Source organism: Novosphingobium sp. B 225, assembly GCF_002198665.1.
In the GTDB taxonomy this organism is placed as follows: Bacteria; Pseudomonadota; Alphaproteobacteria; order Sphingomonadales; family Sphingomonadaceae; genus Novosphingobium.
The window spans coordinates 18,851-42,936 of sequence record NZ_MWLM01000045.1; the positions used below are offsets into that span (position 1 = coordinate 18,851).

Annotated in this window: 20 protein-coding genes; 9 read left to right on the forward strand and 11 right to left on the reverse strand. The window is 64.9% G+C overall.

What is annotated here, in order from left to right:
- Positions 1-47: 47 nt before the first annotated feature.
- Positions 48-812, forward strand: a complete 765-nt coding sequence (locus MNBBLIKP_RS07830; protein WP_088309176.1) for a sulfite exporter TauE/SafE family protein — start codon at positions 48-50, stop codon at positions 810-812.
- Here MNBBLIKP_RS07830 and MNBBLIKP_RS07835 read toward each other — a convergent pair.
- Together MNBBLIKP_RS07835 and MNBBLIKP_RS07840 are read right to left on the reverse strand one after the other, a co-directional pair.
- The gene (locus MNBBLIKP_RS07835; protein WP_088309178.1) at positions 809-1,675 is read right to left on the reverse strand and encodes an HpcH/HpaI aldolase/citrate lyase family protein; all 867 of its coding nucleotides are present in this window, start codon (positions 1,673-1,675) and stop codon (positions 809-811) included. The genes MNBBLIKP_RS07830 and MNBBLIKP_RS07835 overlap by 4 nt on opposite strands.
- A complete protein-coding gene (locus MNBBLIKP_RS07840; protein WP_088309180.1) occupies positions 1,672-3,951 on the reverse strand; it encodes an NADP-dependent malic enzyme in 2,280 nt (759 codons plus the stop codon). Before MNBBLIKP_RS07840 ends, MNBBLIKP_RS07835 begins: the two co-directional genes overlap by 4 nt.
- A 110-nt stretch (positions 3,952-4,061) precedes the next feature.
- Here MNBBLIKP_RS07840 and mutS point away from each other — a divergent pair, with 110 nt between their 5' ends.
- Genes mutS through MNBBLIKP_RS07855 form a run of 3 tightly spaced genes read left to right on the forward strand, consistent with a single transcriptional unit; the run spans position 4,062 to position 7,170 of the window.
- A complete protein-coding gene (gene mutS / locus MNBBLIKP_RS07845; protein ID WP_254912959.1) occupies positions 4,062-6,659 on the forward strand; it encodes a DNA mismatch repair protein MutS in 2,598 nt (865 codons plus the stop codon).
- 55 nt (positions 6,660-6,714) lie between these two features.
- Entirely contained in the window at positions 6,715-6,879 is a 165-nt protein-coding gene (locus MNBBLIKP_RS07850; protein WP_254912960.1) for a hypothetical protein, read from the forward strand.
- Positions 6,880-6,885: 6 nt separating this feature from the next.
- Positions 6,886-7,170, forward strand: coding sequence for a hypothetical protein (locus MNBBLIKP_RS07855; protein ID WP_088309184.1), 285 nt, complete (start codon positions 6,886-6,888; stop codon positions 7,168-7,170).
- 129 nt (positions 7,171-7,299) lie between these two features.
- Here MNBBLIKP_RS07855 and MNBBLIKP_RS07860 read toward each other — a convergent pair whose 3' ends face one another.
- Genes MNBBLIKP_RS07860 through MNBBLIKP_RS07880 form a run of 5 tightly spaced genes read right to left on the reverse strand, consistent with a single transcriptional unit; the run spans position 7,300 to position 11,561 of the window.
- Positions 7,300-8,541, reverse strand: a complete 1,242-nt coding sequence (locus tag MNBBLIKP_RS07860) for a WcaI family glycosyltransferase (RefSeq protein WP_088309186.1) — start codon at positions 8,539-8,541, stop codon at positions 7,300-7,302.
- The gene (locus MNBBLIKP_RS07865) at positions 8,538-9,716 is read right to left on the reverse strand and encodes a nucleotidyltransferase domain-containing protein (RefSeq protein WP_088309188.1); all 1,179 of its coding nucleotides are present in this window, start codon (positions 9,714-9,716) and stop codon (positions 8,538-8,540) included. The genes MNBBLIKP_RS07860 and MNBBLIKP_RS07865 overlap by 4 nt, the downstream gene beginning before the upstream one ends.
- A 10-nt stretch (positions 9,717-9,726) precedes the next feature.
- Positions 9,727-10,275 (reverse strand): LptA/OstA family protein, encoded by a 549-nt coding sequence (locus MNBBLIKP_RS07870; protein ID WP_088309190.1) that lies wholly within the window; start codon positions 10,273-10,275, stop codon positions 9,727-9,729.
- Positions 10,275-10,919, reverse strand: a complete 645-nt coding sequence (locus tag MNBBLIKP_RS07875) for an LPS export ABC transporter periplasmic protein LptC (protein WP_088309192.1) — start codon at positions 10,917-10,919, stop codon at positions 10,275-10,277. Before MNBBLIKP_RS07875 ends, MNBBLIKP_RS07870 begins: the two co-directional genes overlap by 1 nt.
- 21 nt (positions 10,920-10,940) lie before the next feature.
- Positions 10,941-11,561, reverse strand: coding sequence for a ribonuclease D (locus MNBBLIKP_RS07880; RefSeq protein ID WP_088309194.1), 621 nt, complete (start codon positions 11,559-11,561; stop codon positions 10,941-10,943).
- Between the two features lie 44 nt (positions 11,562-11,605).
- Between MNBBLIKP_RS07880 and ung the strand changes: the two genes are divergently transcribed.
- Positions 11,606-12,298: a uracil-DNA glycosylase gene (gene ung / locus MNBBLIKP_RS07885; protein ID WP_088309196.1), complete on the forward strand. Its 693-nt coding sequence runs from the start codon at positions 11,606-11,608 to the stop codon at positions 12,296-12,298.
- A 550-nt stretch (positions 12,299-12,848) separates the two neighbouring features.
- Here the strand turns inward: ung and MNBBLIKP_RS07890 are convergent.
- Entirely contained in the window at positions 12,849-13,733 is an 885-nt protein-coding gene (locus MNBBLIKP_RS07890; protein ID WP_088309197.1) for an ATP-grasp domain-containing protein, read from the reverse strand.
- A gap of 23 nt (positions 13,734-13,756) precedes the next feature.
- Complete coding sequence (locus MNBBLIKP_RS07895; RefSeq protein ID WP_088309198.1) at positions 13,757-14,257, reverse strand: PadR family transcriptional regulator; 501 nt, start codon at positions 14,255-14,257, stop codon at positions 13,757-13,759.
- A gap of 68 nt (positions 14,258-14,325) precedes the next feature.
- Here MNBBLIKP_RS07895 and MNBBLIKP_RS07900 point away from each other — a divergent pair, with 68 nt between their 5' ends.
- The 4 genes from MNBBLIKP_RS07900 to MNBBLIKP_RS07915 all read left to right on the forward strand — a co-directional run bounded on the left by MNBBLIKP_RS07900 (position 14,326) and on the right by MNBBLIKP_RS07915 (position 17,741).
- On the forward strand, positions 14,326-15,297 hold the full coding sequence (locus MNBBLIKP_RS07900; RefSeq protein ID WP_088309200.1) for a retropepsin-like aspartic protease: 972 nt from the start codon (positions 14,326-14,328) through the stop codon (positions 15,295-15,297).
- A gap of 158 nt (positions 15,298-15,455) precedes the next feature.
- Positions 15,456-15,869, forward strand: coding sequence for a response regulator transcription factor (locus tag MNBBLIKP_RS07905; protein WP_088309202.1), 414 nt, complete (start codon positions 15,456-15,458; stop codon positions 15,867-15,869).
- Positions 15,870-15,963: 94 nt separating this feature from the next.
- A complete protein-coding gene (locus tag MNBBLIKP_RS07910) occupies positions 15,964-16,491 on the forward strand; it encodes a DUF4199 domain-containing protein (protein WP_088309204.1) in 528 nt (175 codons plus the stop codon).
- Between the two features lie 329 nt (positions 16,492-16,820).
- Positions 16,821-17,741 carry a beta-1,6-N-acetylglucosaminyltransferase gene (locus MNBBLIKP_RS07915; RefSeq protein WP_088309206.1) on the forward strand — a complete coding sequence of 307 codons (921 nt, stop codon included), beginning with the start codon at positions 16,821-16,823 and terminating at the stop codon, positions 17,739-17,741.
- Positions 17,742-17,837: 96 nt separating this feature from the next.
- On the opposite strand, the gene MNBBLIKP_RS07920 is transcribed toward MNBBLIKP_RS07915, so the two are convergent.
- Together MNBBLIKP_RS07920 and gltB are read right to left on the reverse strand one after the other, a co-directional pair.
- Positions 17,838-19,274 (reverse strand): glutamate synthase subunit beta, encoded by a 1,437-nt coding sequence (locus MNBBLIKP_RS07920; protein WP_088309208.1) that lies wholly within the window; start codon positions 19,272-19,274, stop codon positions 17,838-17,840.
- Positions 19,275-19,285: 11 nt separating this feature from the next.
- On the reverse strand, positions 19,286-23,926 hold the full coding sequence (gene gltB / locus MNBBLIKP_RS07925) for a glutamate synthase large subunit (protein ID WP_088309210.1): 4,641 nt from the start codon (positions 23,924-23,926) through the stop codon (positions 19,286-19,288).
- Between the last annotated feature and the right edge of the window lie 160 nt (positions 23,927-24,086).

The following is a 24,086-nucleotide window of genomic DNA, read 5'->3' on the forward strand; positions in this document are numbered from 1 at the left end:
CTTAAACTCCACCACATTGGTTGACAAAACCACGAGGGGAGTCGGTCATGGACCTGTCGCTGCTGAGCATCGAGGCGCTGCTGCCGTTCATCGCGGTCGGGTTTGCCGCGCAGCTGGTCGATGGCGCGCTGGGGATGGCCTTCGGAGTGATCTGCAACACTTTGCTAGTGGCAGTGATGGGCGTGCCACCCGCGCTGGCATCACAGCGGGTCCATGTGGTCGAATGCTTTACCACGGCCACTTCGGGGATCAGCCATTTGCTTCACGGCAACGTCGACAAGGACCTGTTCTTCCGTTTGCTGGTGCCGGGCATGGTCGGCGGGATCGCCGGGGCCTATGTGCTGACCAGTCTCGATGCAGCGGTAGTGAAGCCGTTTGTGCTGCTCTACCTGACGGCAATCGGGTTCTACATCCTGGTGCGCGGGCTGTTTTATCCGCCCAAGATCAAGACCGCCCGAGTGATTGCGCCGTTGGGCCTGTTCGGCGGGTTCCTGGATGCCGCAGGCGGCGGTGGGTGGGGGCCGGTGGTGACCAGCAACCTGCTGATCCAGGGTGCCGATCCGCGCAAGGTGGTGGGCACGGTCAACACGGTCGAATTCTTCCTTACGCTGACCGTCTCAGCGGCTTTCATCTGGCGTCTGGGCCTGGCCGATGTAGCCGGGGCAACGCTGGGCCTGCTGATTGGCGGTCTGCTCGCCGCGCCGATCGGGGCCTGGGCGGCCAAGCACTTCCCGCCCAAGCAGATGCTGATCATGGTTGGGATCGTGCTGGTGCTGACCAGCGGGTTCGGGGTGTGGAAGGCCTGGGGTTAGGCTGCAATCAGCGCCGCGATATCGAGCAGGCGGCGGGCCTGTTCCAGATGCAGCAGTTCGACCATCTTGCCGTCGAGCTTGATCACACCCTTACCCACATTCTCCGGCAGGTCGAACGCGGCGACGACTTTGCCCGCCCAGTCCAGTTCGGCGGCACTGGGGCTGAACACCGCGTTGCAGGGATCGATCTGGTCGGGGTGGATCAGGGTCTTGCCGTCGAACCCGAACAGCAGGCCTTGCTCTGCCTCGGCAGTAAAGACAGCGGCATCGCGGAATTCATTGCAGACCCCGTCCAGCACGGCCAGGCCATGCGCCCGCGCCGCGGCGACGGCCATGGTCAGCACCGGCTGGAAAGGGACGCGCCCCGGGCGCAGCTGGGCGCGCATTTCCTTGGCGAGGTCATTGGTGCCGAGCACGAACCCCGCCAGGCGGCTGTCCGCAGCGCAGGCGGCAACCTGATGCAGGCAGGGCAGCACCGCGCAGGTTTCAATCATCACCCACAGCCGGGTCTTCGCCGGGGCTTTGGCCAGCGCTGCATCATAAGCCCGGACATCCGCCGGGCCGTCGAACTTGGGCACCAGCACCGCGTCTGGCCCGGCCTCGGCCAGCACGGCCAAATCGTCCGCGCCCCAGGGAGTGGACAGGGCATTGGCCCGCACCACCAGTTCGCGCCGCCCAAACCCGCCTTCGCGCACTGCCGCCACGGCCATCTGGCGCGCTTCCAGCTTATGCTCGGGCGCGACTGCGTCCTCCAGGTCGAGGATCACCACATCCGCCCCCAGACCCCGCGCCTTGGCCAGCGCCTTGGCGTTGGAGGCCGGCAGATAGAGGGCGCTGCGGCGCGGGCGCGCCGGCTGGGTCATCCCGCGATCCCTGCCGCTGCCAGCACAGCCAAGGTCAGAACGTCCGGCGCAATCGCGGTCATCGGGATCACTTGCACCGGCTTTTCCATCCCGATCAGCATCGGCCCGATCGTGGCGTTACCCGCCAGTTCGCGCAGCAGCTTGGCCGAGATATTGGCCGATTGCAGCCCGGGCATGATCAGCACATTGGCCGGAGCCGAAAGGCGGCTGAACGGATAGTTCTTCATCACCGTCGGGTTCAGCGCGGCGTCGGGGGCCAGTTCGCCCTCGTACTCGAACCCGGGTTGCTCGGCATCGAGCATTGCGACCGCCTCGCGGATCGGTTCCAGCCAGCGGCCCGGCGGGTTGCCGAAAGTGGAATAGGACAGGAACGCGACGCGCGGTTCGTGGCCCAGGCGGCGGGCAACGGCGGCAGTTTCCTTGGCGAACATCGCCAGATCCGCGCTGCTTGGGCGTTCGTTGACGGTCGTATCGGCCAGAAACACGGTGTAATTCTTGCCGACCATCAGGTGGATGCCAAACGGCAGGCGTCCTTCCTGCGGGTCGAGCACCTGGCGCACTTCGCGGATTGTCTGGCCGAAGGTCCGGCTGATCCCGGTGACCATCGCGTCACCTACCCCCAGCTTGAGCAGGGCTGAGGCAAACACGTTGCGATCCTGATTGACCATCCGCCGCACGTCACGCTCAAGAAAGCCGCGGCGCTGAAGCCGTTCATACAGCATGTCGACCATCGCGGGCACATGTTCGCTGACGGCGGAATTCTCGATCTCGTAACTACCGGGATCACCCACGCCCAGTTCGGCCAGCTTGGCCCGGACCGCATCGGTGCGGCCGACCAGAATTGGTTCGCCATAGCCATAATCGCGGTACTGAATTGCGGCGCGCAGCACGATTTCGTTTTCGGCTTCGGCAAAGATCATCCGCTTGGGATTGGCCTTGACCGCTTCATAGACCTGGGTCAGCACCGAAGTCGTCGGGTTGAGCCGCGCCTTGAGGCTGGTGCGATAGGCGTCGAAATCCTCGATCTGTTTTTGCGCCACCCCGGTATCCATTGCCGCCTTGGCGACAGCGGAGGACACCACTTCCATCAGCCGGGGATCGAACGGCGCGGGGATGATGTATTCCGGGCCGAACTGGTACTTCTGGCCATAGGCTGCCGCGACTTCCTCGGGCACGGTCTCGCGCGCCAGTTCGGCAATGGCATTGGCCGCAGCGATCTTCATCTCTTCATTGATCGCGGTTGCCCGCACGTCTAGCGCGCCGCGGAAGATGAAGGGGAAGCCCAGCACGTTGTTGACCTGGTTGGGATAGTCCGACCGGCCCGTGGCGACGATCGCATCGGGGCGCACCGCCTTGACATCGGGCGGGGTGATTTCCGGGTCCGGGTTGGCCATGGCAAAGATGATCGGCTGGGGCGCCATATGTTTGACCATCTCCTGCGTCACCGCGCCCTTGGCAGAGAGGCCCAGGAAGATGTCCGCGCCTTCCAGCGCTTCCATCAGCGTGCGCTTGTCGGTCACCGCGGCATGGGCGCTCTTGAACTGGTCCACCCCTTCGCGCCCGACATAGATCACGCCCTTGGTGTCGCAGACGGTGACGTTTTCGTGGCGCACGCCCATCGATTTGATCAGCGCGGTGCAGGCCAGCGCCGAAGCGCCCGCACCGTTGACCACCATCTTGACGTCCTTGAAATCGCGCCCGGTCAGATAGCAGGCGTTGACCAGACCAGCGGCAGCGATGATCGCGGTGCCGTGCTGGTCATCGTGCATCACCGGGATCTTCATGCGTTCGCGCAGCGCCTGTTCGATCACGAAGCATTCGGGGGCCTTGATGTCTTCCAGGTTGATCCCGCCAAAGCTGGGCTCCATCAGGGCCACAGCTTCGATGAACTTGTCCGGATCTTCTGTGTCGAGCTCGATGTCGATCGAATCGACGTCGGCAAAGCGCTTGAACAGCACGGCCTTGCCTTCCATCACCGGCTTGCTCGCCAGTGCCCCAAGATTGCCCATACCCAGGATCGCGGTGCCGTTGGAAATCACCGCCACCAGATTGCCGCGCGCGGTATAGTCATAGGCGGCAGCGGGATCGTCGGCGATCGCCTGCACCGGCACGGCCACGCCGGGCGAATAGGCCAGCGAAAGGTCGCGCTGGGTTGCCATCGGCTTCGATGCGATGATCTCGATCTTACCCGGGCGGATAGTGCTGTGATAGAACAGCGCCTCACGCTCGGTGAAGCGGACGTTGCTTTCGTTCTGCTGGGAAACTTCTTCTGCCAAGGGTCTTCTCCGAATTCAGCCCAGCCCTAACGGATGCAAAAGCCACGCGATAGGGGAAAGCGTGGGATCGCACCGTTCCGAATCGTCGCCAGAGCGGCTAACCCCCTGTCATGTCAGGCAACGGCACCAGTCCGATGATGGTCCAGTATCTTGCGCTGAAGCAGGAGGCCGGGGATTGCCTGCTGTTCTACCGCATGGGCGACTTTTTCGAACTGTTCTTCGATGATGCCCGCCATGCCGCGCAAGTGCTTGATATTGCACTGACCAGCCGGGGTGAGCATCTGGGCTTGCCGATCCCGATGTGCGGAGTGCCGGTCCATGCGGCCGAAGGCTATCTGGCGCGGCTGATCAAAGCCGGCTGCCGGGTGGCGATTGCCGAACAGGTCGAAACCCCCGAACAGGCGAAAAAGCGCGGCGGATCAAAGGCGCTGGTAGCGCGCGACATCGTCCGCTTCGTCACTGCGGGCACGCTGACCGAGGAAGCCCTGCTCGAACCGCGCCGTGCCAATGTGCTCGCCGCAGTGTGCGATGTGCGGGGAACCTGCGGGATTGCGGCCTGCGATATTTCGACCGGGCGGATGGAGCTGGAAGAATGTCCGCCGGGTCAGCTGGGCGCGGCGCTCGCGCGGCTGGGGGCGAGCGAAGTGGTCGTACCCGAGGGGTGGGAACTGGCCCCCGCCGAAGCGATTGCCCGCCCCGCGCGCGATTTTGCCTCCGATGGCGGTGAAGCGCGGCTGAAGGCAGTGCATCAGGTCGCCACGCTCGACGGGTTCGGGCTGTTCGGGCGGGCGATGCTGGCCGCGGCGGGCGGCCTGATCGCCTATCTTGACCATGCCGGGCGCGGCAAGCTGCCCTTGCTGCTGCCCCCGGTGGCGCGCCATGGTGAGGCGCATCTGGCGATGGATGAAGCGACGCGGGCAAGCCTGGAAATCCTGGTCTCCAGCCAGGGCACGCGCAAAGGCAGTCTGGTCGAAGCGGTCGATCGCTGCGTCACCGGTGCGGGCGCGCGGCTGCTGGCGGAGGACCTGTCCGCCCCGCTAACTGACTCTGCCGGAATCGAAGCGCGGCTCAATCTGGTGCAGTGGCTGCACGGCGATCCGCTGCTCCGGGCAGACCTGCGCGCGGTGCTGCGCGGCCTGCCCGATCTGGGCCGCGCGCTGGGCCGGGTGGTGGCAGGGCGCGGCAGCCCGCGCGATCTTGGCCAGCTCCGCGACGGGCTGAGCGAGGCGCGGCGGATCCATGATGTGCTGCTGGCGCGAACCGATCTGCCCGAAGCGTTGCGCGCGCTGCTACCGGGCCTGTCGGGTCACGGCGCACTGTGCGATCACTTTGCTCGCGCACTGGTGCCCAGTCCGCCGACCGAACGCAGCCAGGGCGGCTATATCGCCGAAGGCTATGACCACGCGCTGGACGAACTGCGCCGGACCTCGGGCGATGCCCGCCGTGCAATTGCCGCGCTGGAAGCGAAATACCGCGACCAGACCGGAATTGCCGCGCTCAAGATCCGCCACAACGGGGTGCTGGGCTATTTCATCGAAGTGCCCGCCGGGCGCGCCGATCCGCTGATGGCGCCGGACAGCGGGTTCACGCATCGCCAGACCATGGCCGGGGCAGTGCGGTTCAACGCCGTGGCCCTGCACGAGGAAGCCAGCAGGATCGCCCAGGCCGGGGGCCATGCCCTGATCGCGGAAGAAGCCCACTTCGAAGAGCTGGTGGCCGAGGCCGTGGCCGCTCGCCACGCCATTGCCGGAACCGCGCAAGTGCTGGCCCGGATCGACGTCGCCGCCGGGCAAGCCGAGCGCGCGGCAGAAGGCGGCTGGGCCCGGCCCGTGATCAGCGAAGGCCTGTCACTGGAAATCGAGGGCGGACGCCATCCGGTGGTCGAAGCCGCACTGGCGGCCAAAGGCGAACGCTTTGTGTCCAATGACTGCCGCCTTGCCGTGCATGACCGCCTGTGGCTGGTCGGCGGGCCGAACATGGGCGGCAAGAGCACGTTCCTGCGTCAGAACGCACTGGTGGTCTTGCTCGCCCAGGCGGGCGGCTTTGTCCCGGCTGCGCGGGCGCGGATCGGGCTGGTTGACCGGCTGTTCAGCCGGGTCGGGGCGAGCGACAACCTGGCGCGCGGGCGCTCGACCTTCATGGTCGAAATGGTCGAAACTGCCGCGATCCTGGCCCAGGCGAGCGAGCGCAGCTTTGTGATCCTGGACGAGGTCGGGCGCGGCACTTCGACCTATGACGGGTTGGCGCTGGCCTGGGCGGTGGTTGAAGCGGTCCACGGGGTGAATCGTTGCCGCTGCCTGTTTGCCACCCATTACCACGAACTGGCCCGGCTGGCGGACAGCTGCGATGCCTTGTCGCTGCACCATGTCCGGGCGCGCGAGTGGAAGGGCGAGTTGGTGCTGCTGCACGAAGTGAGCGAGGGCCCGGCGGATCGTTCCTATGGCCTCGCCGTGGCCAAGCTGGCCGGAGTGCCCGCGCCGGTGGTGGCCCGGGCCAAGGCGGTGCTCGACAAGCTCGAAAAAGGCCGCGCGGAGACTGGCGGGCTGGCCGCCGGGCTGGGTGATCTGCCGCTGTTCGCCGCGTCTGCACAAGCGGAAGAGGCCGAAGTCGATCAGCTGCGCGCGCGGCTCACGGCAACCGATGTCGATGCGCTCAGCCCGCGTGAGGCGCTGGACCTGCTCTATGAACTGCGGCGGCTGGCCGAATAGGCTTCCTTAAGCATTGTCCGCTAGACCGGAGGCCATGTTTGGTTTCGGTCCCAAGATGAGCCAGGTCTTCGCGAGCCGCTGGAAAGCGCTGACCTGGTCGCTGGGTATTCTGGCCACGGCCTATTGCACCCTGCCCGCCGCCGATGTCGCGCGCGAGCATGAGACCAAGCAGGTGGTCCAGGCCACGGCCGCGCACAAATCGCCCTGGGCGAAGGACTGAACGGCGATGTACGAACTGATCTTTCGCAACTGGAAATTCGCCATGCTGTGGGCCATCGGCCTGACCGCCAGCGCGGCTGCCTTTACCGAAAGTGACGGCGGACAGGCGGAAATCCAGGCCAGCGCCGATCAGATCCGGGCCCAGCGCGCGCAGCTTGCCCCCGCCGCACCCCCCGCCGCTGCGCCGCTGCCACCCAGCAGCGATCCGGCCATGGAGGACGGGGAAGAGGCACCGCCCGCCGAAACCGAAGCGCCGATTGAACCGGGCGAAGCGACCGACAGCGCGGCCTAGCGGCCGAGCATAGCTTCGTCCAAACAAACCAAGCCCCGTTCGCCTCGAGCGAAGTCGAGAGGTCAGGCGCGTGTGTCTCGACTGCGCTCGACACGAACGGTGCGGAGTGGGAATTCGGTAGCGACCGCCTTAACCCGCCAGTTTCGCGATCTCACCTTCAACCCGGTCGATGATTGCATCCTTCATCCAGCGTTCTTCCGCCCGCGTTCTGGCGGCCTGACCCCAGACGGAGCGCTGGGCTGGATCATCGACCAGACGTTCGATTGCAGCGGCCAGCGCTGCCGCGTCTCCGGGCGGCGTCAGCGCGCCGCAGCCATCGACTTCGCCGTAAAGCCCGGTGCCTGGATCGGCGGTCGCCACCACCGGCCGGGCCGAGGCGAGCATGTTGGTCAGCTTGCTCGGCAGGACCAGATCGGCTGCGCCCGCGATCTGCGGCAACAGGTGCAGATCGGCCATGGTCAACATCGCCCCCATCCGTTCCGCCGGTTGCAGATCGTGCAGCTGGACATTGTCCAGCCCTGCGGCCAGCCGTTCCAGCTCGATCCGGTTGGGCCCTTCGCCGCAGATCACAAAGGCCAGATCGCGGCGGTGCTGAAGCAGCCGTGCGGCCTCGACCAGAATCTCGATCCCCTGTTTGCGCGCGATATTGCCCGAATAGAGCGCGACCAGCCGGCCTTCCAGACCCCATTCGGCCCGGATCGTGGCAGCGCCAGCCGGATCGGCAGCAAACCGGCTGTCGGCCCAGTTGCGCACTTCCAGCACGCGGGTGCTTTCCACCCCTTTGTCACGCAATTTGGCGCACATCTGCGGGCTGATCGTCGACACGCGGTCGCCTCGGCGCAGCACCCAGCTTTCCAGCCAGCGGGCGAACCGCGCGGGCAGGCTGGCCTGATCCATCAGTCCGGTGGCGAGCGCTGCTTCAACCTCGAAGTCCTGAACGTGGATCCACAGGCTGGCCCCGGCCAACCGCGCCGCGATCCAGGCGGTCAGCACGCTGAGCAGGGCCGGGGCGGTGACCACCACCACTTGCGGCTGCTGCGCCTTTCCGCGCAGCGCCGCACGCAAGGCCACGGGCAGCGCGCTCAGCGCAAAGCTGGCGAGGTGGACGATACGCTTGAGCCCGCTCGGCTCGGCCGGGACATAGTGGGGGCAGCGGGTCACGCTGACGCCGTGTTCCTCACCGCTTTGCCACCCGCCCCCGGCATAGGCCGGATAGACCTGCCACTGTGGATAGTACGGCTTGCCCGCGATCACTTCCACCCGGTGCCCGCGCGCGGCCAGCGCTTCGGCCAGCCCCGCGCTATAGGGTCCGATCCCGACCGGTTCGGGCGCGTAGTTGAGCGTCAGCAGCAGCACGTTCGCCTTGGTCATTGATCAAGCCACCGCGAAAGCAGGGCCAGCTGGCGTGATTGGCGGCGAACCTTGGGATCGGCCAGATCGCCCAAGGTGCGCGCCAGACGGCTGCCAGCCCAGGCCAGATAGCCGCCATCACGCGCGCTGTCGCGGTGGTGGACCGTGCCCTCTGCGCTCTGCACCCGGCGCATGATGCGCGGCCACAGCCCCTTGATCCCGCGCGCCAGACCCGAAGCGGCAAAGCCTGCGCTGTGGCGGGTAGTAAGGTCTTGCAGCATCAATTCCCCAGCCATGTCCAGCAGTTCGGGCGGAGAGGCCGGGACCGGCGCCATGGTCAGATCGAGCCCGGGCGGGGCGCGATAGTGCTGGACCAGATCGAGCACCAGCCGCACCCCTCCGGCATAGCCACCCGCCTGCGCGCGGTGCCAGAAGGCCTGCCAATCGAGCGGACCCTGTCGCAGCAGGAAGTCGATATCGGGCAGCAGCAATGGCCCGCAGTCAAGCCGGTGGCTGTAGATCGCGTGGATCACCAGATGCGCCAGCATGTCTTCGCGCGAAGGGTAGAGCAGACCGCCGGGGCCGCGCTGGCTGCGTGCGAACAGGCCCGCATCATCGCAGGGCGGGCTGTGGTATTCCAGCCGTCCTTCGGGGAACCAGGCGTGAAGATGCAGTTCGATTGCGGTGCCGCGCGGGGTGATCAGCGGCGGCGGGCTCTTGTCGACTGCCATCAGCTGATCGAGCGGCAAGTCGAGTTCGGCCGCCGGGCGATAGCCCGCGTTCAGCAGCAGGTCCCATCCGGCGGCAAAGCGATCCTCGCGCAGCAGCAGGTCAATGTCGCGCAAGGGGCGCTGCGCGGCTTCAGGATAGGCGTGCCAGGCGAGCCACCCGCCCTTGAGTGCCATGGCCTCGATCCCCGCCCCGGCCAGCAGCCGCGTGGTTTCGATCAGGTCGACCTGCTGGACCATGGCGAGCAAGGCCGAAGCGCGGTGCGCGGCCTGCCAATCGTCCCGGATCGCCTGCGGCACTGCGGGATTGCCGCGGTGCTGGGCGTGGAGCAAGGGGCGCAGCCGGTGTTCGCTCGCCAGTTGGCCCAGCGCCTGCCAGTCGGTGAGGTCCAGTGCAGTCAGATCGGGCTGGCTGGTGGTCCCGGTCAGCGCCAGCACGGCGCGGCACAGCGCGGGCCGGTCAGCCATCGCGGCGGGATCAGCTGCCGCGCTTGGGAACCTGGAAGGTCCCCGAAACGCGGCCACCACTGCCCGAAGCACCCGGCGCACCGCTGCCGCTTACGCTCGACAGCCCGCTCTTGAGGTCGATCACCAGCCGTCCGCCGTTCAGCGTATCGGCATCGCGCTTCAGCCCGACCCCGCCTGCCAGGGTGATGATCCGCTGGTTGAAATCATAGACCGCCACTTCGCCGCGCGCGCTTTCGTTGCCCCGCGTGACCAGCACGCCACCGGTCGCGTCGATCCGCTGGATCTTGATCGAACCATTGTTGGTATAGGCAACCGTGGTGCGATCGGCGGTCATATGCAGATCGCCTTGCCGGATATCGACATTGCCAGACAGGACCACGCGCTGGGCCTTGTCCTGCAGCTCGATCCGGTCGGCGGCATAGCTGACCGGGGCGTCGCTGTTGTGCCCGGCAATCGCCTGGGCGCCGCCCTGGCTAACGGCCAGCAGGCCAAGGGTGCCCAGCGCGAAACCGCCCAGCAGCGAGCGGAGAGCAACAGCTTTGATCGAACCTTTTGCCATCACGGCATCCTGAGCTTGCCGGGCTGCATCAGCAGCCGCGCGTGTCCATCGAGCGTCACTTTGCGCTCACCAAGATCGGCCACTATCCGGTCGGCGCTGAAAGTGCCAGCCGGAATGGCCCCGGTCACCCCGCCACCCCCGGTCGCGATTCGGCGCTTGAGGTCGATCATGATGTTCTGGGTGGTCATCCGGTAACCGTCCGCAGCAGTGAAAGTCACCGGGCCGGTCACCGCGACGGTTTCCTTCGAATAGTCATAGACCCCGCCTGCCGCGGCCAGTTCGGCCGGGCCATCGGCCAGCTTGATCCGGGCGACCAGGTTCTGCATCGTCACCACCGGATCGGCGGCGCTGACCTGTACTGCGCTGCCGGCGGTGACCGTGAAGGGCCGCCCCTGGCTGTCCTCACCCCGGTACATTGCATCGGCCACCCGCAGCCGTTCCTTGACCGCCGCCACTTTGGTCCGGTCAAGCAGGAAGCTGATTTCGCCCCGGGGAAACAGCGGGCCGACGATCATCAGCGCCGCGACCACGCCCACAGCGCCGGGCAGCCAGCGTGCCAGGAACCGCACGGTGCGGTCATGCGATCCCCCCGGCGCGGCCCAATGGCGGCGCTGGTCGCGGATCTGGTCGGCGGCTTGGGTCATCGCGGTCCTGTACCTGTCAGCCTAGGCTTCGTGGCTGAAGATGTCCTTGTCCGGCCAGCCGATCAGATCGAGCCGGGCGCGGTGTGGCAGAAAATCGAAGCAGGCCTGCGCCATTTCCATCCGCCCTTCACGCACCAGCCGCTCGGCCAGGATCACCTGCATGGCGTGGAGGTAGCGCACGTCGGAAGCGGCATATTCCTGCTGCGCATCGCTCAGCACCGGGCCGCCCCAGTCGCTCGATTGCTGCTGCTTGGAAATCTCCTTGCCCAGCAGTTCGCGGACCAGATCCTTGAGCCCGTGGCGGTCGGTATAGGTCCGCACCAGCTTGCTGGCGATCTTGGTGCAGAACACCGGCGCGGCGATCACGCCCAGGTAATGCTCGATCGCGGCCAGATCGAACCGGGCAAAGTGGTACAGCTTGACCCGCGCCGGGTCCGCCAGCACCGCTTTCAGGTTCGGCGCGGCATAGTCCGACCCCGGCTTGAAGCGGACCAGATGCTCATCGCCCTTGCCGTCGGACAATTGCACCACACACAGCCGGTCACGCGGGGTGATCAGCCCCATGGTTTCGGTATCGACGGCGATCGGCCCGGGCGCCAGCACGCCCTCGGGGAGATCTTCTTCGTGGAGATAGACTGCCATAGGTCAGAACGCTTAGGCTGATCCGCGAAGTTAGGAAAGAGGCCATGTCCGGTAGCGATGCAGTTCCCGCAAGCTGGCGCAAGGCGCTTGATCCCGTGCTGGCCACCCCGGAAAGTCGGCAGCTGGGTGGGTTCCTCAAGGCTGAGGAAGCGGCCGGCAAGGCGATCTACCCCCCGCTCGGGTCCCGCCTCGCCGCGCTGGACCTGACCCCGCTGGACGCGGTCAAAGTGGTGATCCTGGGGCAGGACCCCTACCACGGACCGGGACAGGCGCATGGCCTGTCGTTCTCGGTCCAGCCGGGGGTCAAAGTGCCGCCCAGTCTGGTCAATATCTACAAGGAGCTGGAAAGCGATCTGGGGCTGCCCCGGCCCGGCCACGGCAACCTGACCAATTGGGCCCGGCAAGGCGTGCTGCTGCTCAACAACGCATTGACGGTGGAGGACGGCAAGCCCGCCTCGCATCAGGGCAAGGGCTGGGAAGCGGTGACCGATGCGGTGGTCGCCGCCGTTGCCGCCAAGGCGGAGCCCTGCGTTTTCCTGCTGTGGGGCAGCCATGCCCGCAAGAAAGCGAAAGACGTGCCGGGGCTGGGGCCGGGCAGCCATCACCTGGTCCTTACCGCGCCGCATCCCAGCCCGCTTTCGGCCCACACCGGCTGGTTCGGCAGCCGCCCGTTCAGTCAGGCCAATGCTTTCCTGGAGGCCAAAGGGCGCGGGGCAGTGGACTGGCGGGTGGAGTGAGGCCAAATCCAACCCAGGTTGACACAGTTGACACTGTCCAAGGCGAAAAAAGTTCCTCCCCCCTGAAGCGATCTAAAGTGCGGATAATGCAGCGGAAAGTTGCATCGCTTTCGCGCCGCGTGCGAGGACCCAGCGTAACGCTGGGCAGCCCGCCGCAGTCACCTGACCTATCCACCATGAGAAAGAGCACCCCGAATCGCGTGATTGGAGTGCAGGGGTGTAATGTTTCATATTTGTTCCGTGTAGGAAAATGGTTTTGCCGAACGACCATCTCCATTTTTTGCGTAGCACAAATGGGGAGGGGGACCGCCGCGAAGCGGTGGTGGAGGGGTATTGCGGCGTTGCGCCATTACCCCTCCGTCAGCCGCCTGCGGCGTCTGCCACCTCCCCATTTGTGGCATTCGCCAAAAATGGGAAGGATCTTAGCGGCACTGCCTCACCAAGATCCTTCCCATTTTCACGCAGTGCAAATGGGGAGGTGGCATTCGCGCAGCGAATGACGGTGGGGTAAGGGCCTCGCCGCCAAGCTCCTCCGTCTCGTCCTGTCCTGCTACCCCACCCGCGCCAGCACCGCTTCGGCCAGCCGCGTGCCAAAGCCTGCATCCTGCAGCGGGTAGAGGTAGGGTTCGATCAGTTCCGCCTCGATCAAGGCCATCTGCCCGTCGAGCCCGCGCACCATATCGATCCGGGCATAGAGCGGGGCCTGATCAAACGGCAGCATGGCCATCACCGCTTGGGCGCGGGCCAGGTCGGCACTTTCGGGCTGCACTGCATGTTCGGTCCCGCCGTAGAGTGACTGGATCCGGTAGTCCCCTGCCACCGCGCGCTTCCTCAGCGCGTGGCTGAACCGCCCGCCAATGAACAGCAGGCTCAATTCGCCTTCGCTCTGGATCGCGGGCAGGAACGGCTGGATCATCGCCGCCGTGCCCATCCGCCAGCCGCTGAGCGCCGGATCGCCCCGGACAAAGCTGAACTGCCCGACCGCGCCCGCGCCAACCCGGCGCTTTACCACCAGCCGCTCACAGCCGAACTGATCGAACGCATCCGCGATGTCCGCCTCGCCCGGATCGTCGTGCCACAGGGTCGGGATTGAAGGCGCGCCGGCCGCGGCCAGATCCTCAAGGTAATGCTTGTCGGCATTCCAGCGCACCATTTGCGGCGGATTGCACACGATCACGCCTGCCGCCTCCAGCGCTTCCAGCCGGGCCAGGAATTCGGCCGGGTGATCGGTATAGTCCCAGGCCGTGCCGAGCAGCGCCAACTGGCATTCGGCGATCGGCTCCAGCGGCCCCCGCCAGTCCAGATCGAGCACTTCAGCCCGTCCCGCGAGTCCCTCGCGCAGCGCCGCGATTTGCAGGTCATGCTCAAACGCATCGGCGCGGCGGGTGGGCGATCCGGGCAGGGTTTCCTGGCAGGCAAGGAAGGCGAGGCGCATGGCCGCGCGCTAGCTTGGTTCTATCATTCGATCAACTGATCCAGCATGCCAAGCCACTGGGCCCTGGCGCGAAGCCAGGTCTGATGGACCTTGCGGGAAAGCGGCTGACTCTCAAAAGCATCCTTTGCGGTTCGCTGCGCAAACTGGCTGCGAACACCCGCCAGAAACTGCTCACGCTGCGCAACCGGAACCAGGTGGAGATGAACCAACCGGGTCCTCAAGGGATCAAATCCCAAGCCAGCAGCCCGTTCACAATCCAACAGCCAGCCGTGCAGGGCAGTCACCCCTTGTTCGGTCAGACAGTACGTCTGGCTTGGGCGCTTTCCGGTCAGGGCGGTTTCCGAATTCAGCAGGCCGCGTGCGGCCATGCGTTTGATCATCGGATAGACTGCCCCGGCCGATCCCGACCAGAATTCGGATGGCGAACCCGCAAAAGCCTGCGCCACGGCATAGCTGGTGGCCGCTCCGCGCTTGGCAATCTCGGCGAGAGCCGCCCCTTCAAGATCGGTAAGTCGGTTGGCCATGACAGGACCTTGACGAATGTCACCGCATTGGTCAAGTATATTGCGAATCGTAATATACGGAGACGAAGATGAAAGCTGTCCTTGGGGTACTTTTGGCCGCCGCGCTCGGGATCGGCGCCAATGGAGCAGAGCTTGCGAAGCCAATCCAGGGCCCGTCTGACGGCGGTTCGGCGGGTGCCGCCGTTGGCGCGCCCGCCGCGCCCGGCGACATGCCGATGGATATTTCGACCGGACGGCCCCGGATTGTGGCCAGCGTCAACGGCCGTCCAGCCGAGGTTGTGGAATTTGATACCGGATCGACGGGTGCGGTGGTCCAGCGCGCCTATGTCGATAAACACAAGCTGCCGATCACAGGCGAAGTGGCGTTGCGCAGCCCATTCGAAAATACGCCGCCCATGATGGCCAAGACGGTGCGAATTGACAGCATTGTGGTGGGCGGCATCACGTTGCGAAACGTCCGTGCGGTGGTGTTGGAAGACAAGGGCTTTGTGGGTGCCGACGCGCCCCTGATCATCGGGCCGGATGAGTTTCCCCGCCATGTCATCACTCTGGATTACCCCGCCAGCAGGTTCAGTCTGACCGCCGCAAGACCCGTTGGAAAAGCCGGATGGCAGCGGCGCAAGCCCGGTAGTCAGCTGGAAACCAGCATCGAGGTGCAAGGCCAGCGGATTGCCCTGCTGATCGATAGTGGCAATCCCGGGGTGTTGATGCTGCCAAAGTCGGTTGCGGACCGGATCGATCCCGCCATGAAGCTGATCCCGGTTGGCGCAATCCGCACGGTTGATCGCGAGATTCCAATCCTGATCGGCAACCTCAATCGCGATGCCAGACTGGCGTCCGTTGCGGCAAGATTGGGCCATACCATCTTTGCTGAAGTGCCGTTCGCCAATTTGGGATCACAGGGGCTCTTGCCGTTCCGGCTGACGATCGACAATCCCCGGCGGCGTTGGCGGCTGGATCACCTTGGCGCAGGCCCGGTCATGCTGGACAGCGCGCCGCGTCGCCAGCCAGATCCTGCGCCGACTGGCAACAGGTCCTGATCCCGGATCAGGCTTCGAATGGGCGATCGGGCCACTGGGTGACGGCTTGGTGTGGCAATTCGCTGACTCCCAATAGCACCAGATCACCCGTTGACGCAGCCTGCCCTGCAAACCCGGGGCCTTGAGCAAGACCGCGCGCCGTGGTCTAATCGCAGGCCATGGTCCGGCTGATCCTGATCTATGGCGGCGCGCTGGCAGCGCTGGCCTTGTTGGTGGAATGGATGGACTTCCGCCATCAAAGCCGCGCCTGGTCGACCTCGCTTTATGTGCTGTGCGTCGCGCTGCTGTTTGCGGGGCTGGGGATCTGGCTCGGCAATCGGCTTACCCCGCGCGCCCGCACTGGCCCGTTCCAGCGCAACCGGGCCGCGCTGACCAGTCTTGGGATCAGCCCGCGCGAATGCGACGTGCTTGATCTGTTGGCTGCGGGGCATTCGAACAAAGTGATCGCGCGGCGGCTGGCGATTTCGCCCAACACGGTGAAGACGCATCTGGCGCGGCTGTTCGAAAAGCTGGAGGCGCAAAGCCGCACTCAGGCGATCGCCAAGGCGCGCAGTCTGGATCTGGTGCCGTAAAAATGGCCGATTTGCCGCCAGTCACCCTTCTGGGCGATACATCCGGGCCTGCCAGTGCGATAGCTGGACGGTCCTCAATTAGGGAGGACTGAACATGCAACGGCTGATTCTGGTTTACGGTTCGATTGGCGGCGCGATCCTGCTCGCCAATCTGGCCTTTGTGATCCTGTCCGGGGTCGAAGGTGGCGCGCTGGGCATGGCGCTGGGCTATCTGTCGATGCTGATCGCGCTCAGTCTGGTGTTCGTGGGTGTGCGCAAAGTGCGTGATGAGCAGCGCGGCGGGGTGATCCGGTTCTGGCCCGCTTTGGGCGTGGGCATGGCCATCGCGGCGGTTGCCTGCCTGTTTTATGTGCTGGGCTGGGAAGCCTACATGTGGGCCACCGACTATCGCTTCATGGCCGAATATATGGCCAGCGCGCTGGCGCAAAAGCAGGCCAGCGGGGCCAGCGCGGCGGATCTGACGGCGTTCAAGGCCGAAATGGATGCCTTCGCCGCGATGTATGCCAATCCGCTGCTGCGGATGCTGATCACACTCAGCGAAATCGCCCCGATCGCGCTGCTGGTGCCGCTGATTTCAGCCATGCTGCTGCGCAATCCGCGGTTTTTGCCGGCGAAGGTCTGAAAACTCGCCGCTGATGCTGAGCTTGTGTCGCGCAAGAGGTGACTGAACCGGCAAGAGTGCCTGGGTAAACGGGCCGTTCGACAAGCTCTGGCTGTGTGGATCGGGTTCAGATGGGGCAGCCTGCGAAGCGGGCGCGCCACGCCTTGTAGTTCGGGGTTTGGAACCCCATATCGGACGTTCTCCATTCAAGCGCCCCTGCTGTTGTCAGTAAGTCTGTCGCGTTTGAATCTTCGCTCCAATCGTGATGCATTGACGGGTCTTCACGCGGGTGATCCGGGCTTTGCCCCTGCGCGCGCGACGCGACGGGGAAACCCAAGGAATCCTGCCTGATGATCGCCTATTTCCTGTTGGTCCATCGCTTTCCCGAACAGTTCAAACGGATGTTCAAGGCGATCCATGCGCCGGGCAATCGCTATCTCGTCCATATCGACAAGAGTTCGGGCAAAGCGCTGGCGGCGGATATCGCGGAGTTCCTGAAATCCTATCCCGAAGCCGAGATTTTGCCCTCCCGACGTGCGTTGTGGGGTGGTTTCAGTCTGGTCGATGCCGAATTGCGGGGAATGCAGCATTTGCTCGACGGCAGCACCGAATGGCAGCATTACATCAATCTCAGCGGCCAGGATTTTCCGTTGAAATCTCAAGGCTATATTCGCGATTTCCTGGCCGCCCATCCGGGCACGCAGTTCATCCGCTACGCCGATCAGTTGCTGGTGCGGCCCGATACGATGAACCGGGTGCAAAGCGTGTTTCTGGAACTGTTCGGGAAGATCTGGCGGACCGGCATCCGCCGCAAGCTTCCCGCCGGGATGACCCCTTACATTGGCACCCAATGGAAGGTCGTCAGCCGGGCATTTTGCGAACACGTTTGCAGCGATCCGTCGGTTGCGCGGATCAAGCGGTTCTATCGCCGCAGCCTGATCGCCGACGAAGGATTTTTCCAGACCGCCTTGATGAACACATTCCCGCGCGGCCCAGTGGTCAATGATGACATGCGATTGATCGATTGGGTTCCCGACGGCCTGATCAAGTTGCGTCCACGCACCTTTGTCAGCCGCGATGCTTCCGAATTGACGCTCAGCAACGATCTGTTCGCGCGCAAGTTCGATTGTCAGGAGGATTCGGCGATTTTCGATGTGCTGGAACGTCACCTGACCACACGCCGGGCAAGCACCTATGTCGCAGCGCCGGCCCGGGCCCGGCCTGCGCCGCGCCCGCACCCACAGGCTCGCGGGTTGGCCGTGCCGGTCTGATTCTGGCCAAGGCGGCGCCGGGCCGTCTGGCAGTTGCAAACAGGGCGCCTCCCTTGCGGAAGGCACCCTGTCTGGTTTCACTCGCTGTGAAAAGGATCAGCGTGGCAGGTCGGTCTGGCCCATCAGCATCTGGTCAACCGCGCGGGCGGCCTGGCGGCCTTCGCGGATCGCCCAGACCACGAGGCTTTGCCCCCGGCGCATGTCACCGCAGGCAAAGATCTTGGGATCGCTGGTCTGATAGCTGAAGGTATCGGCGAACACGTTGCCGCGCGCGTCGAGCTCGACCCCGGCCTGATCGATCAGACCCTGCTTGCGCGGACCAAGGAAGCCCATGGCGAGGAAGATCAGGTCGGCCTTGAGCGTGAATTCGCTGCCGGCCACTTCCTGCAGCTTGCCGCCCACCCATTCGACGCGGACGCATTCCAGGCCGGTCACCTGATTGCCTTCGCCGACGACGCGCTTGGTCAGGATCGCCCAGTCACGCTCGCAGCCTTCTTCGTGGCTGGAACTGGTGCGCAGCTTCATTGGCCAGTTCGGCCAGGTCAGCGCCTTGTCTTCCTTTTCCGGGGGCTTGGGCATGATCTCGATCTGGGTGACCGAGGCCGCGCCCTGACGGATCGAGGTGCCGACGCAGTCAGAGCCGGTATCGCCGCCGCCGATTACCACCACATGCTTGCCAGTGGCGACCAAGGTGCCGCGCGGTGCGGCGCGCAGTTCATCGTCGCCCGCATTGCGCTTGTTCTGCTGGGTCAGGAATTCCATCGCAAAGCGCACGCCGGGCAGTTCCCAGCCCGGAATGTCCAGCGCGCGCGGGTCTTCCGCCCCGCCCGACAGGACGATCGCATCGAAGTTTTCCTTGAGCGAATTGACCGAGATCGCCACGCCCACTTCGGTCGAGGTGCGGAATTCGACGCCTTCGGCCAGCATCTGCACCATGCGGCGCTGGATCAGGTGCTTTTCCAGCTTGAAGTCAGGAATGCCGTACCGCAGCAGCCCACCGACGCGGTCGTTCTTTTCGAACAGGGTCACCGAATGGCCCGCGCGCGCCAGTTGCTGCGCGGCGGCCAGCCCGGCCGGGCCCGATCCGACCACGGCGACTGACTTGCCGGTGCGGTGTGCGGGCACCTGCGGCACGATCCAGCCCTGTTCCCAGCCCTTGTCGACGATCGCGCATTCGATGCTCTTGATCGTGACCGGCTGGTCCTGGATGTTCAGCGTGCAGCTCGCCTCGCACGGGGCGGGGCAGATGCGGCCGGTGAATTCGGGGAAGTTGTTGGTGCTGTGCAGCACTTCCAGTGCGTTCTGCCAGTCCCCTTCATAGACCAGGTGGTTCCAGTCGGGGATGATATTGTTCACCGGGCAGCCGTTGTGGCAGTACGGGATCCCGCAATTCATGCAGCGACTTGCCTGCGCCGTGAGGTCTTCTTCCTTGTGGGGAACGACGAACTCGTTGTAATTCTTCACCCGTTCGCCAGCATCCGCATAGGTGCGGTCCTTGCGGTCAAGCTCGAGAAAGCCGGTTTCCTTGCCCATAGTCCTAACCCTTATTCCGCGGCCACCGAGGCGGCGCTGAGCCGCTCGGCCTCGAGTTGCTGCAACGCCTTGGCGTAATCGCGCGGCATCACCTTGACGAATTTGCCCAGCGCGGCGTCGAAATCATCGAGCAACATGCGGGCGCGTTTCGATCCGGTGTGGAGGTGGTGGCGTTCCAGCAGCACGCGCACACGGTCGGCATCGTGGCGCAGCACATCGCCCATCCCGGCATCGCTGACCCCATTGGTGCGCTGCTGCGGACGGCCGGCGCCGTCCTCCTCGTCGCGCAGATTGGCAACCGGGAGCAGATCGACCTGCGCCTGATTGCACAGCTGCGCGAAATTGCCCGCCTCGTCATAGACATAGGCGACACCGCCCGACATGCCCGCGGCGAAATTGCGCCCGGTCTTGCCCAGCACCATCACCACGCCGCCGGTCATATATTCGCAGCCATGGTCCCCGGTGCCTTCAACCACCGCGACCGCGCCCGAATTGCGCACGGCAAAGCGTTCCCCGGCAACGCCGTTGAAGAACGCCTCGCCCGCAATCGCGCCATAGAGCACGGTGTTGCCGACGATGATGTTCTCGGTCGGCTCGCGGTCAACATGGCCCGGCTGGCGCACGACCACGCGGCCGCCCGACAGGCCCTTGCCGACATAGTCGTTGGCATCGCCGGTCAGTTCAAGGCTGACGCCGTGGGCCAGCCACGCGCCAAAGCTTTGCCCGGCGACCCCGGTCAGGCGGATCGAGATCGTGTTGTCCGGCAGCCCGGCATGGCCATAACGCCGCGCCACCTGGCCCGACAGCATCGCGCCGACGGTGCGGTTGACGTTGATTACCTTGCGTTCGATCACCACCGGGCTCTTCTTGTCCAGCGCATCGGCGGCAGCCGCGATCAGATCGTTGTCGAGCGCCTTGTCGAGCCCGTGGTCCTGCGTGCCCGACCAGCCGAGCGACGGACTGTCGCCCAGCGGGGTCTGGTAGAGGATCCGGCCAAGGTCCACGCCCTGCGCCTTCCAGTGGTGGATCGCCTGCTTCATGTCGAGCCGGTCAACCCGGCCGACCATTTCGCCGACGGTGCGAAAGCCCATTTCGGCCATGATCGCGCGCAGTTCTTCGGCCACGAAGAAGAAGTAGTTGATCACGTGTTCGGCCTGGCCGGTAAAGCGCGCGCGCAGTACCGGGTCCTGCGTCGCCACGCCGACCGGGCAGGTGTTGAGGTGGCACTTGCGCATCATGATGCACCCGGCCGCGATCAGCGGCGCGGTGGCAAAGCCGAATTCATCCGCCCCCAGCAGTGCCGCCACGGCGACATCGCGCCCGGTGCGCAGCCCGCCATCGGCCTGCACGCAGATCCGGCTGCGCAGGTTGTTGAGCAGCAGGGTCTGCTGAGTTTCAGCGAGGCCGATTTCCCAGGGCGAACCGGCATGGGTCAGGCTGGTCAGCGGCGAAGCGCCGGTCCCGCCTTCATAGCCGGAAATCGTGACATGGTCCGCGCGCGCCTTGGATACGCCCGCAGCAACCGTGCCGACCCCTACTTCGCTGACCAGCTTGACCGAAATCCGCGCGCCGTTGTTGACGTTCTTGAGATCGTGGATCAGCTGCGCCAGATCTTCGATCGAATAGATGTCATGGTGCGGCGGCGGGCTGATCAGGCCGACGCCGGGGGTGGAATGCCGGGTCGCGCCGATGGTCTTGTCCACCTTGTCGCCGGGCAGCTGCCCGCCTTCACCGGGCTTGGCGCCCTGGGCCATCTTGATCTGCACGTCATCGGCATTGACCAGGTATTCGGTGGTCACGCCAAACCGGCCCGATGCGACCTGCTTGATCGCGCTGCGCAGGTTGCGGCCATCCTCCATCGGCTTGAACCGGCGCGGATCTTCGCCGCCTTCGCCGGTGTTGCTCTTGCCGCCGATCTGGTTCATCGCCTGGGCCAGCGTGGTGTGCGCTTCCCAGCTGATCGAGCCATAGCTCATTGCCCCGGTGGCGAACCGCTTGACGATCTCGCTGGCGGGTTCAACCTCGCTGACGTCGATCGGCTTGTCGGCCGGCTTCAGATCCATCAGCCCGCGGATGGTCAGCATCCGGGTGGACTGATCGTTGATGGTCTGGGCGAATTCGCGGTACTTTTCGGGAATATTCCCGCGCACCGCGTGCTGCAGCGCGGCGACGTTGTCTGCGGTCCAGGCGTGCTGTTCACCGCGCAAGCGCAGCCCGTACATCCCGCCGACGTCGAGCATCTTGGCATAGATCGGATTGTCACCATAGGCGGCTGCATGGCGGCGGACGGTTTCCTCGGCCACCTGGGTCAGCCCGACGCCCTCGATCGTGGTCGCGGTGCCGGTGAAGTAGCGTTCGATGAACTTGCTCGACAGCCCGACGGCGTCAAAGATCTGCGCGCCGCAGTACGATTGGTAGGTCGAAATGCCCATCTTGGACATCACCTTGAGCACGCCCTTGCCGATTGCCTTGATATAGTTCTTCTGAACCTCATAAGCGGTGAGCGGCAGGTCCTTCTTCACGCGGATATCTTCCAGCGTTTCGAAGGCGACATAGGGGTTGATCGCTTCGGCGCCATAGCCTGCCAGCACGCAGAAATGGTGCACTTCGCGCGCTTCGCCGGTTTCGACCACCAGCCCGGTCTGCATCCGCAGCCCCTGGCGGACCAGATGGTGATGGACCGCCGCGGTGGCGAGCAGTGCGGGCATCGGGATCCGGTCAGGCCCTTGCGCCCGGTCGGACAGGATCAGGATGTTCTTGTCCTGCAGCACCGCTTCGGTTGCGGCCCAGCACATTTCCTTGATCGCCATTTCCAGACCCGCCGCGCCGCTGGCTGCGTCCCAGGTGATGTCGATCGTTTCGGTGCGGAACGCCCCGTCCAGCGCAGCTTCGACCGAGCGGATCTTGGCCACTTCGGCATTGGTCAGGATCGGCTGGTCAACCTCAAGCCGCTTGTGCGTGCCGGCATCGCGGCCCAGCAGGTTGGGGCGCGGGCCGATCATGGACACCAGCGACATCACCAGTTCCTCGCGGATCGGGTCGATCGGCGGGTTGGTGACCTGGGCGAAGTTCTGCTTGAAGTAATCGTAGAGCAGGCGGCTGCGGTCAGACAGCACCGCGATCGGGGTGTCGGTGCCCATCGAGCCGAGCGGATCGTCGCCATTGCGGCCCATCGGCTCCAGGAACTTCGATACGTCTTCCTGGGTGTAGCCAAAGGCCTGCTGGCGATCGAGCAGGCTGGTCACTTCCACCGGCAGCTGCGCCAGTTCGGGCTCGATCAGGTCAAGGTCCTTGAGCTTGTACTGCGCCGATTCCAGCCAGGCTTCATAGGGTTCCTCGGCCGAAAGCTGGGCCTTCAGTTCCTCGTCCTCGATGATCCGGCCCTGATCGAAATCAATCAGCAGCATCTTGCCGGGCTGCAGGCGCCATTTGCGGCGGATGTTGTCTTCCTTGATCGGCAGCACGCCGCTTTCCGATGCCATTACCACCAGATCGTCATCGGTCACGATGAAGCGCGCCGGGCGCAGGCCATTGCGATCCAGCGTCGCGCCGATCTGGCGGCCATCGGTAAAGGCGACGGCAGCCGGGCCGTCCCACGGTTCCATCAAGGCGGCATGGTATTCGTAGAACGCGCGGCGCTTGGCATCCATCAGCGGATTGCCGGCCCAGGCTTCCGGGATCAGCATCATCACCGCATGGGCAAGGCTGAACCCGCCCGCGAGCAACAGTTCGAGCGCATTGTCGAGACAGGCCGTGTCCGATTGCCCGTGCGGGATGATCGGCCACATCTTGTCGAGGTCGGCGCCCAGCAGTTCGCTTTCCATCGTGCGGCGGCGCGCGTTCATCCAGTTGACGTTGCCGCGCACGGTGTTGATCTCGCCGTTGTGGGCGATCAAACGGTAGGGGTGCGCGAGCTTCCAGCTGGGGAAGGTGTTGGTCGAGAAGCGCTGGTGGACGAGGCCAAGCGCGGAAACGCAGTCCGGATCAGTCAGGTCGCGATAGAAGCTGCCAACCTGCGTTGCCAGCAGCAGCCCCTTGTAAACCACCGTGCGGCTGGAAAAGCTGGGCATGTACAGCTCGGTCAGGCCGGGCAGGCCATGCTTTTCGGCCAGCGCTGCCAGCGGGTTCTGGGTCTGCTTGCGGATCGTCAGCAGCTTGCGTTCAAACGCGTCCTGATCGGCGCAGTTTTCCCCGCGCGCGACGAAGCACTGGCGCACCACCGGCATCGATTCCAGCACGGCCTTGCCCAGTCCGTCCGTATTCACCGGCACGTCGCGCCAGCCGATCAGCCGCTGGCCTTCCTTGGCGATGAATTTTTCAAAAGTGCCGATCACGAAGGTACGGCTCTGTTCATCCTGCGGCAGGAAGCACATCGCCACGGCATAGTCGCCCGGCTGGGGCAGCTTCAGCCCTTCGGTGTCGGCCCACTTGCGGAACAGCGCATCGGGCAACTGGATCAGGATCCCCGCGCCGTCACCCAGCAGGGGATCGGCACCAACCGCGCCGCGGTGGTCAATGTTTTTCAGAATCTCCAGCGCCTGGCTAATGATCGCATGGCTTTTCGCACCTTTGATATGGGCGACAAAGCCCACACCACATGCGTCATGCTCATTGTTCGGATCATAGAGCCCCTGGGGCGCCGGAAAACCCATCGATGTACCATCCTGTTCATGCCGCCGAGCGTCACGATTCTCCGCGCAACCGCGCGTGAATCGCTGATTTCCGGCAATTAAGCGCAATCCACCCCGCCACCAAAAGCAGCGAAAGTTGCGCCATGGTTCCCCATGACGACACGATACTGTTTTTGCAACT

What these genes read in the sequence shown, in the direction of transcription:
- MNBBLIKP_RS07895 (WP_088309198.1), bottom strand. Translation starts at nt 14,257, where the DNA reads ATGGCCAACCGACTTACCGATCTTGAAGGGGCGGCTCTCGCCGAGATT.
- MNBBLIKP_RS07900 (WP_088309200.1), top strand. Translation starts at nt 14,326, where the DNA reads ATGAAAGCTGTCCTTGGGGTACTTTTGGCCGCCGCGCTCGGGATCGGC.
- ung (WP_088309196.1), top strand. Translation starts at nt 11,606, where the DNA reads ATGTCCGGTAGCGATGCAGTTCCCGCAAGCTGGCGCAAGGCGCTTGAT.
- MNBBLIKP_RS07835 (WP_088309178.1), bottom strand. Translation starts at nt 1,675, where the DNA reads ATGACCCAGCCGGCGCGCCCGCGCCGCAGCGCCCTCTATCTGCCGGCC.
- MNBBLIKP_RS07920 (WP_088309208.1), bottom strand. Translation starts at nt 19,274, where the DNA reads ATGGGCAAGGAAACCGGCTTTCTCGAGCTTGACCGCAAGGACCGCACC.
- MNBBLIKP_RS07830 (WP_088309176.1), top strand. Translation starts at nt 48, where the DNA reads ATGGACCTGTCGCTGCTGAGCATCGAGGCGCTGCTGCCGTTCATCGCG.
- MNBBLIKP_RS07870 (WP_088309190.1), bottom strand. Translation starts at nt 10,275, where the DNA reads ATGGCAAAAGGTTCGATCAAAGCTGTTGCTCTCCGCTCGCTGCTGGGC.
- MNBBLIKP_RS07880 (WP_088309194.1), bottom strand. Translation starts at nt 11,561, where the DNA reads ATGGCAGTCTATCTCCACGAAGAAGATCTCCCCGAGGGCGTGCTGGCG.
- MNBBLIKP_RS07875 (WP_088309192.1), bottom strand. Translation starts at nt 10,919, where the DNA reads ATGACCCAAGCCGCCGACCAGATCCGCGACCAGCGCCGCCATTGGGCC.
- MNBBLIKP_RS07865 (WP_088309188.1), bottom strand. Translation starts at nt 9,716, where the DNA reads ATGGCTGACCGGCCCGCGCTGTGCCGCGCCGTGCTGGCGCTGACCGGG.
- MNBBLIKP_RS07905 (WP_088309202.1), top strand. Translation starts at nt 15,456, where the DNA reads ATGGTCCGGCTGATCCTGATCTATGGCGGCGCGCTGGCAGCGCTGGCC.
- MNBBLIKP_RS07850 (WP_254912960.1), top strand. Translation starts at nt 6,715, where the DNA reads ATGAGCCAGGTCTTCGCGAGCCGCTGGAAAGCGCTGACCTGGTCGCTG.
- gltB (WP_088309210.1), bottom strand. Translation starts at nt 23,926, where the DNA reads ATGGGTTTTCCGGCGCCCCAGGGGCTCTATGATCCGAACAATGAGCAT.
- MNBBLIKP_RS07890 (WP_088309197.1), bottom strand. Translation starts at nt 13,733, where the DNA reads ATGCGCCTCGCCTTCCTTGCCTGCCAGGAAACCCTGCCCGGATCGCCC.
- MNBBLIKP_RS07855 (WP_088309184.1), top strand. Translation starts at nt 6,886, where the DNA reads ATGTACGAACTGATCTTTCGCAACTGGAAATTCGCCATGCTGTGGGCC.
- mutS (WP_254912959.1), top strand. Translation starts at nt 4,062, where the DNA reads ATGTCAGGCAACGGCACCAGTCCGATGATGGTCCAGTATCTTGCGCTG.
- MNBBLIKP_RS07915 (WP_088309206.1), top strand. Translation starts at nt 16,821, where the DNA reads ATGATCGCCTATTTCCTGTTGGTCCATCGCTTTCCCGAACAGTTCAAA.
- MNBBLIKP_RS07910 (WP_088309204.1), top strand. Translation starts at nt 15,964, where the DNA reads ATGCAACGGCTGATTCTGGTTTACGGTTCGATTGGCGGCGCGATCCTG.
- MNBBLIKP_RS07860 (WP_088309186.1), bottom strand. Translation starts at nt 8,541, where the DNA reads ATGACCAAGGCGAACGTGCTGCTGCTGACGCTCAACTACGCGCCCGAA.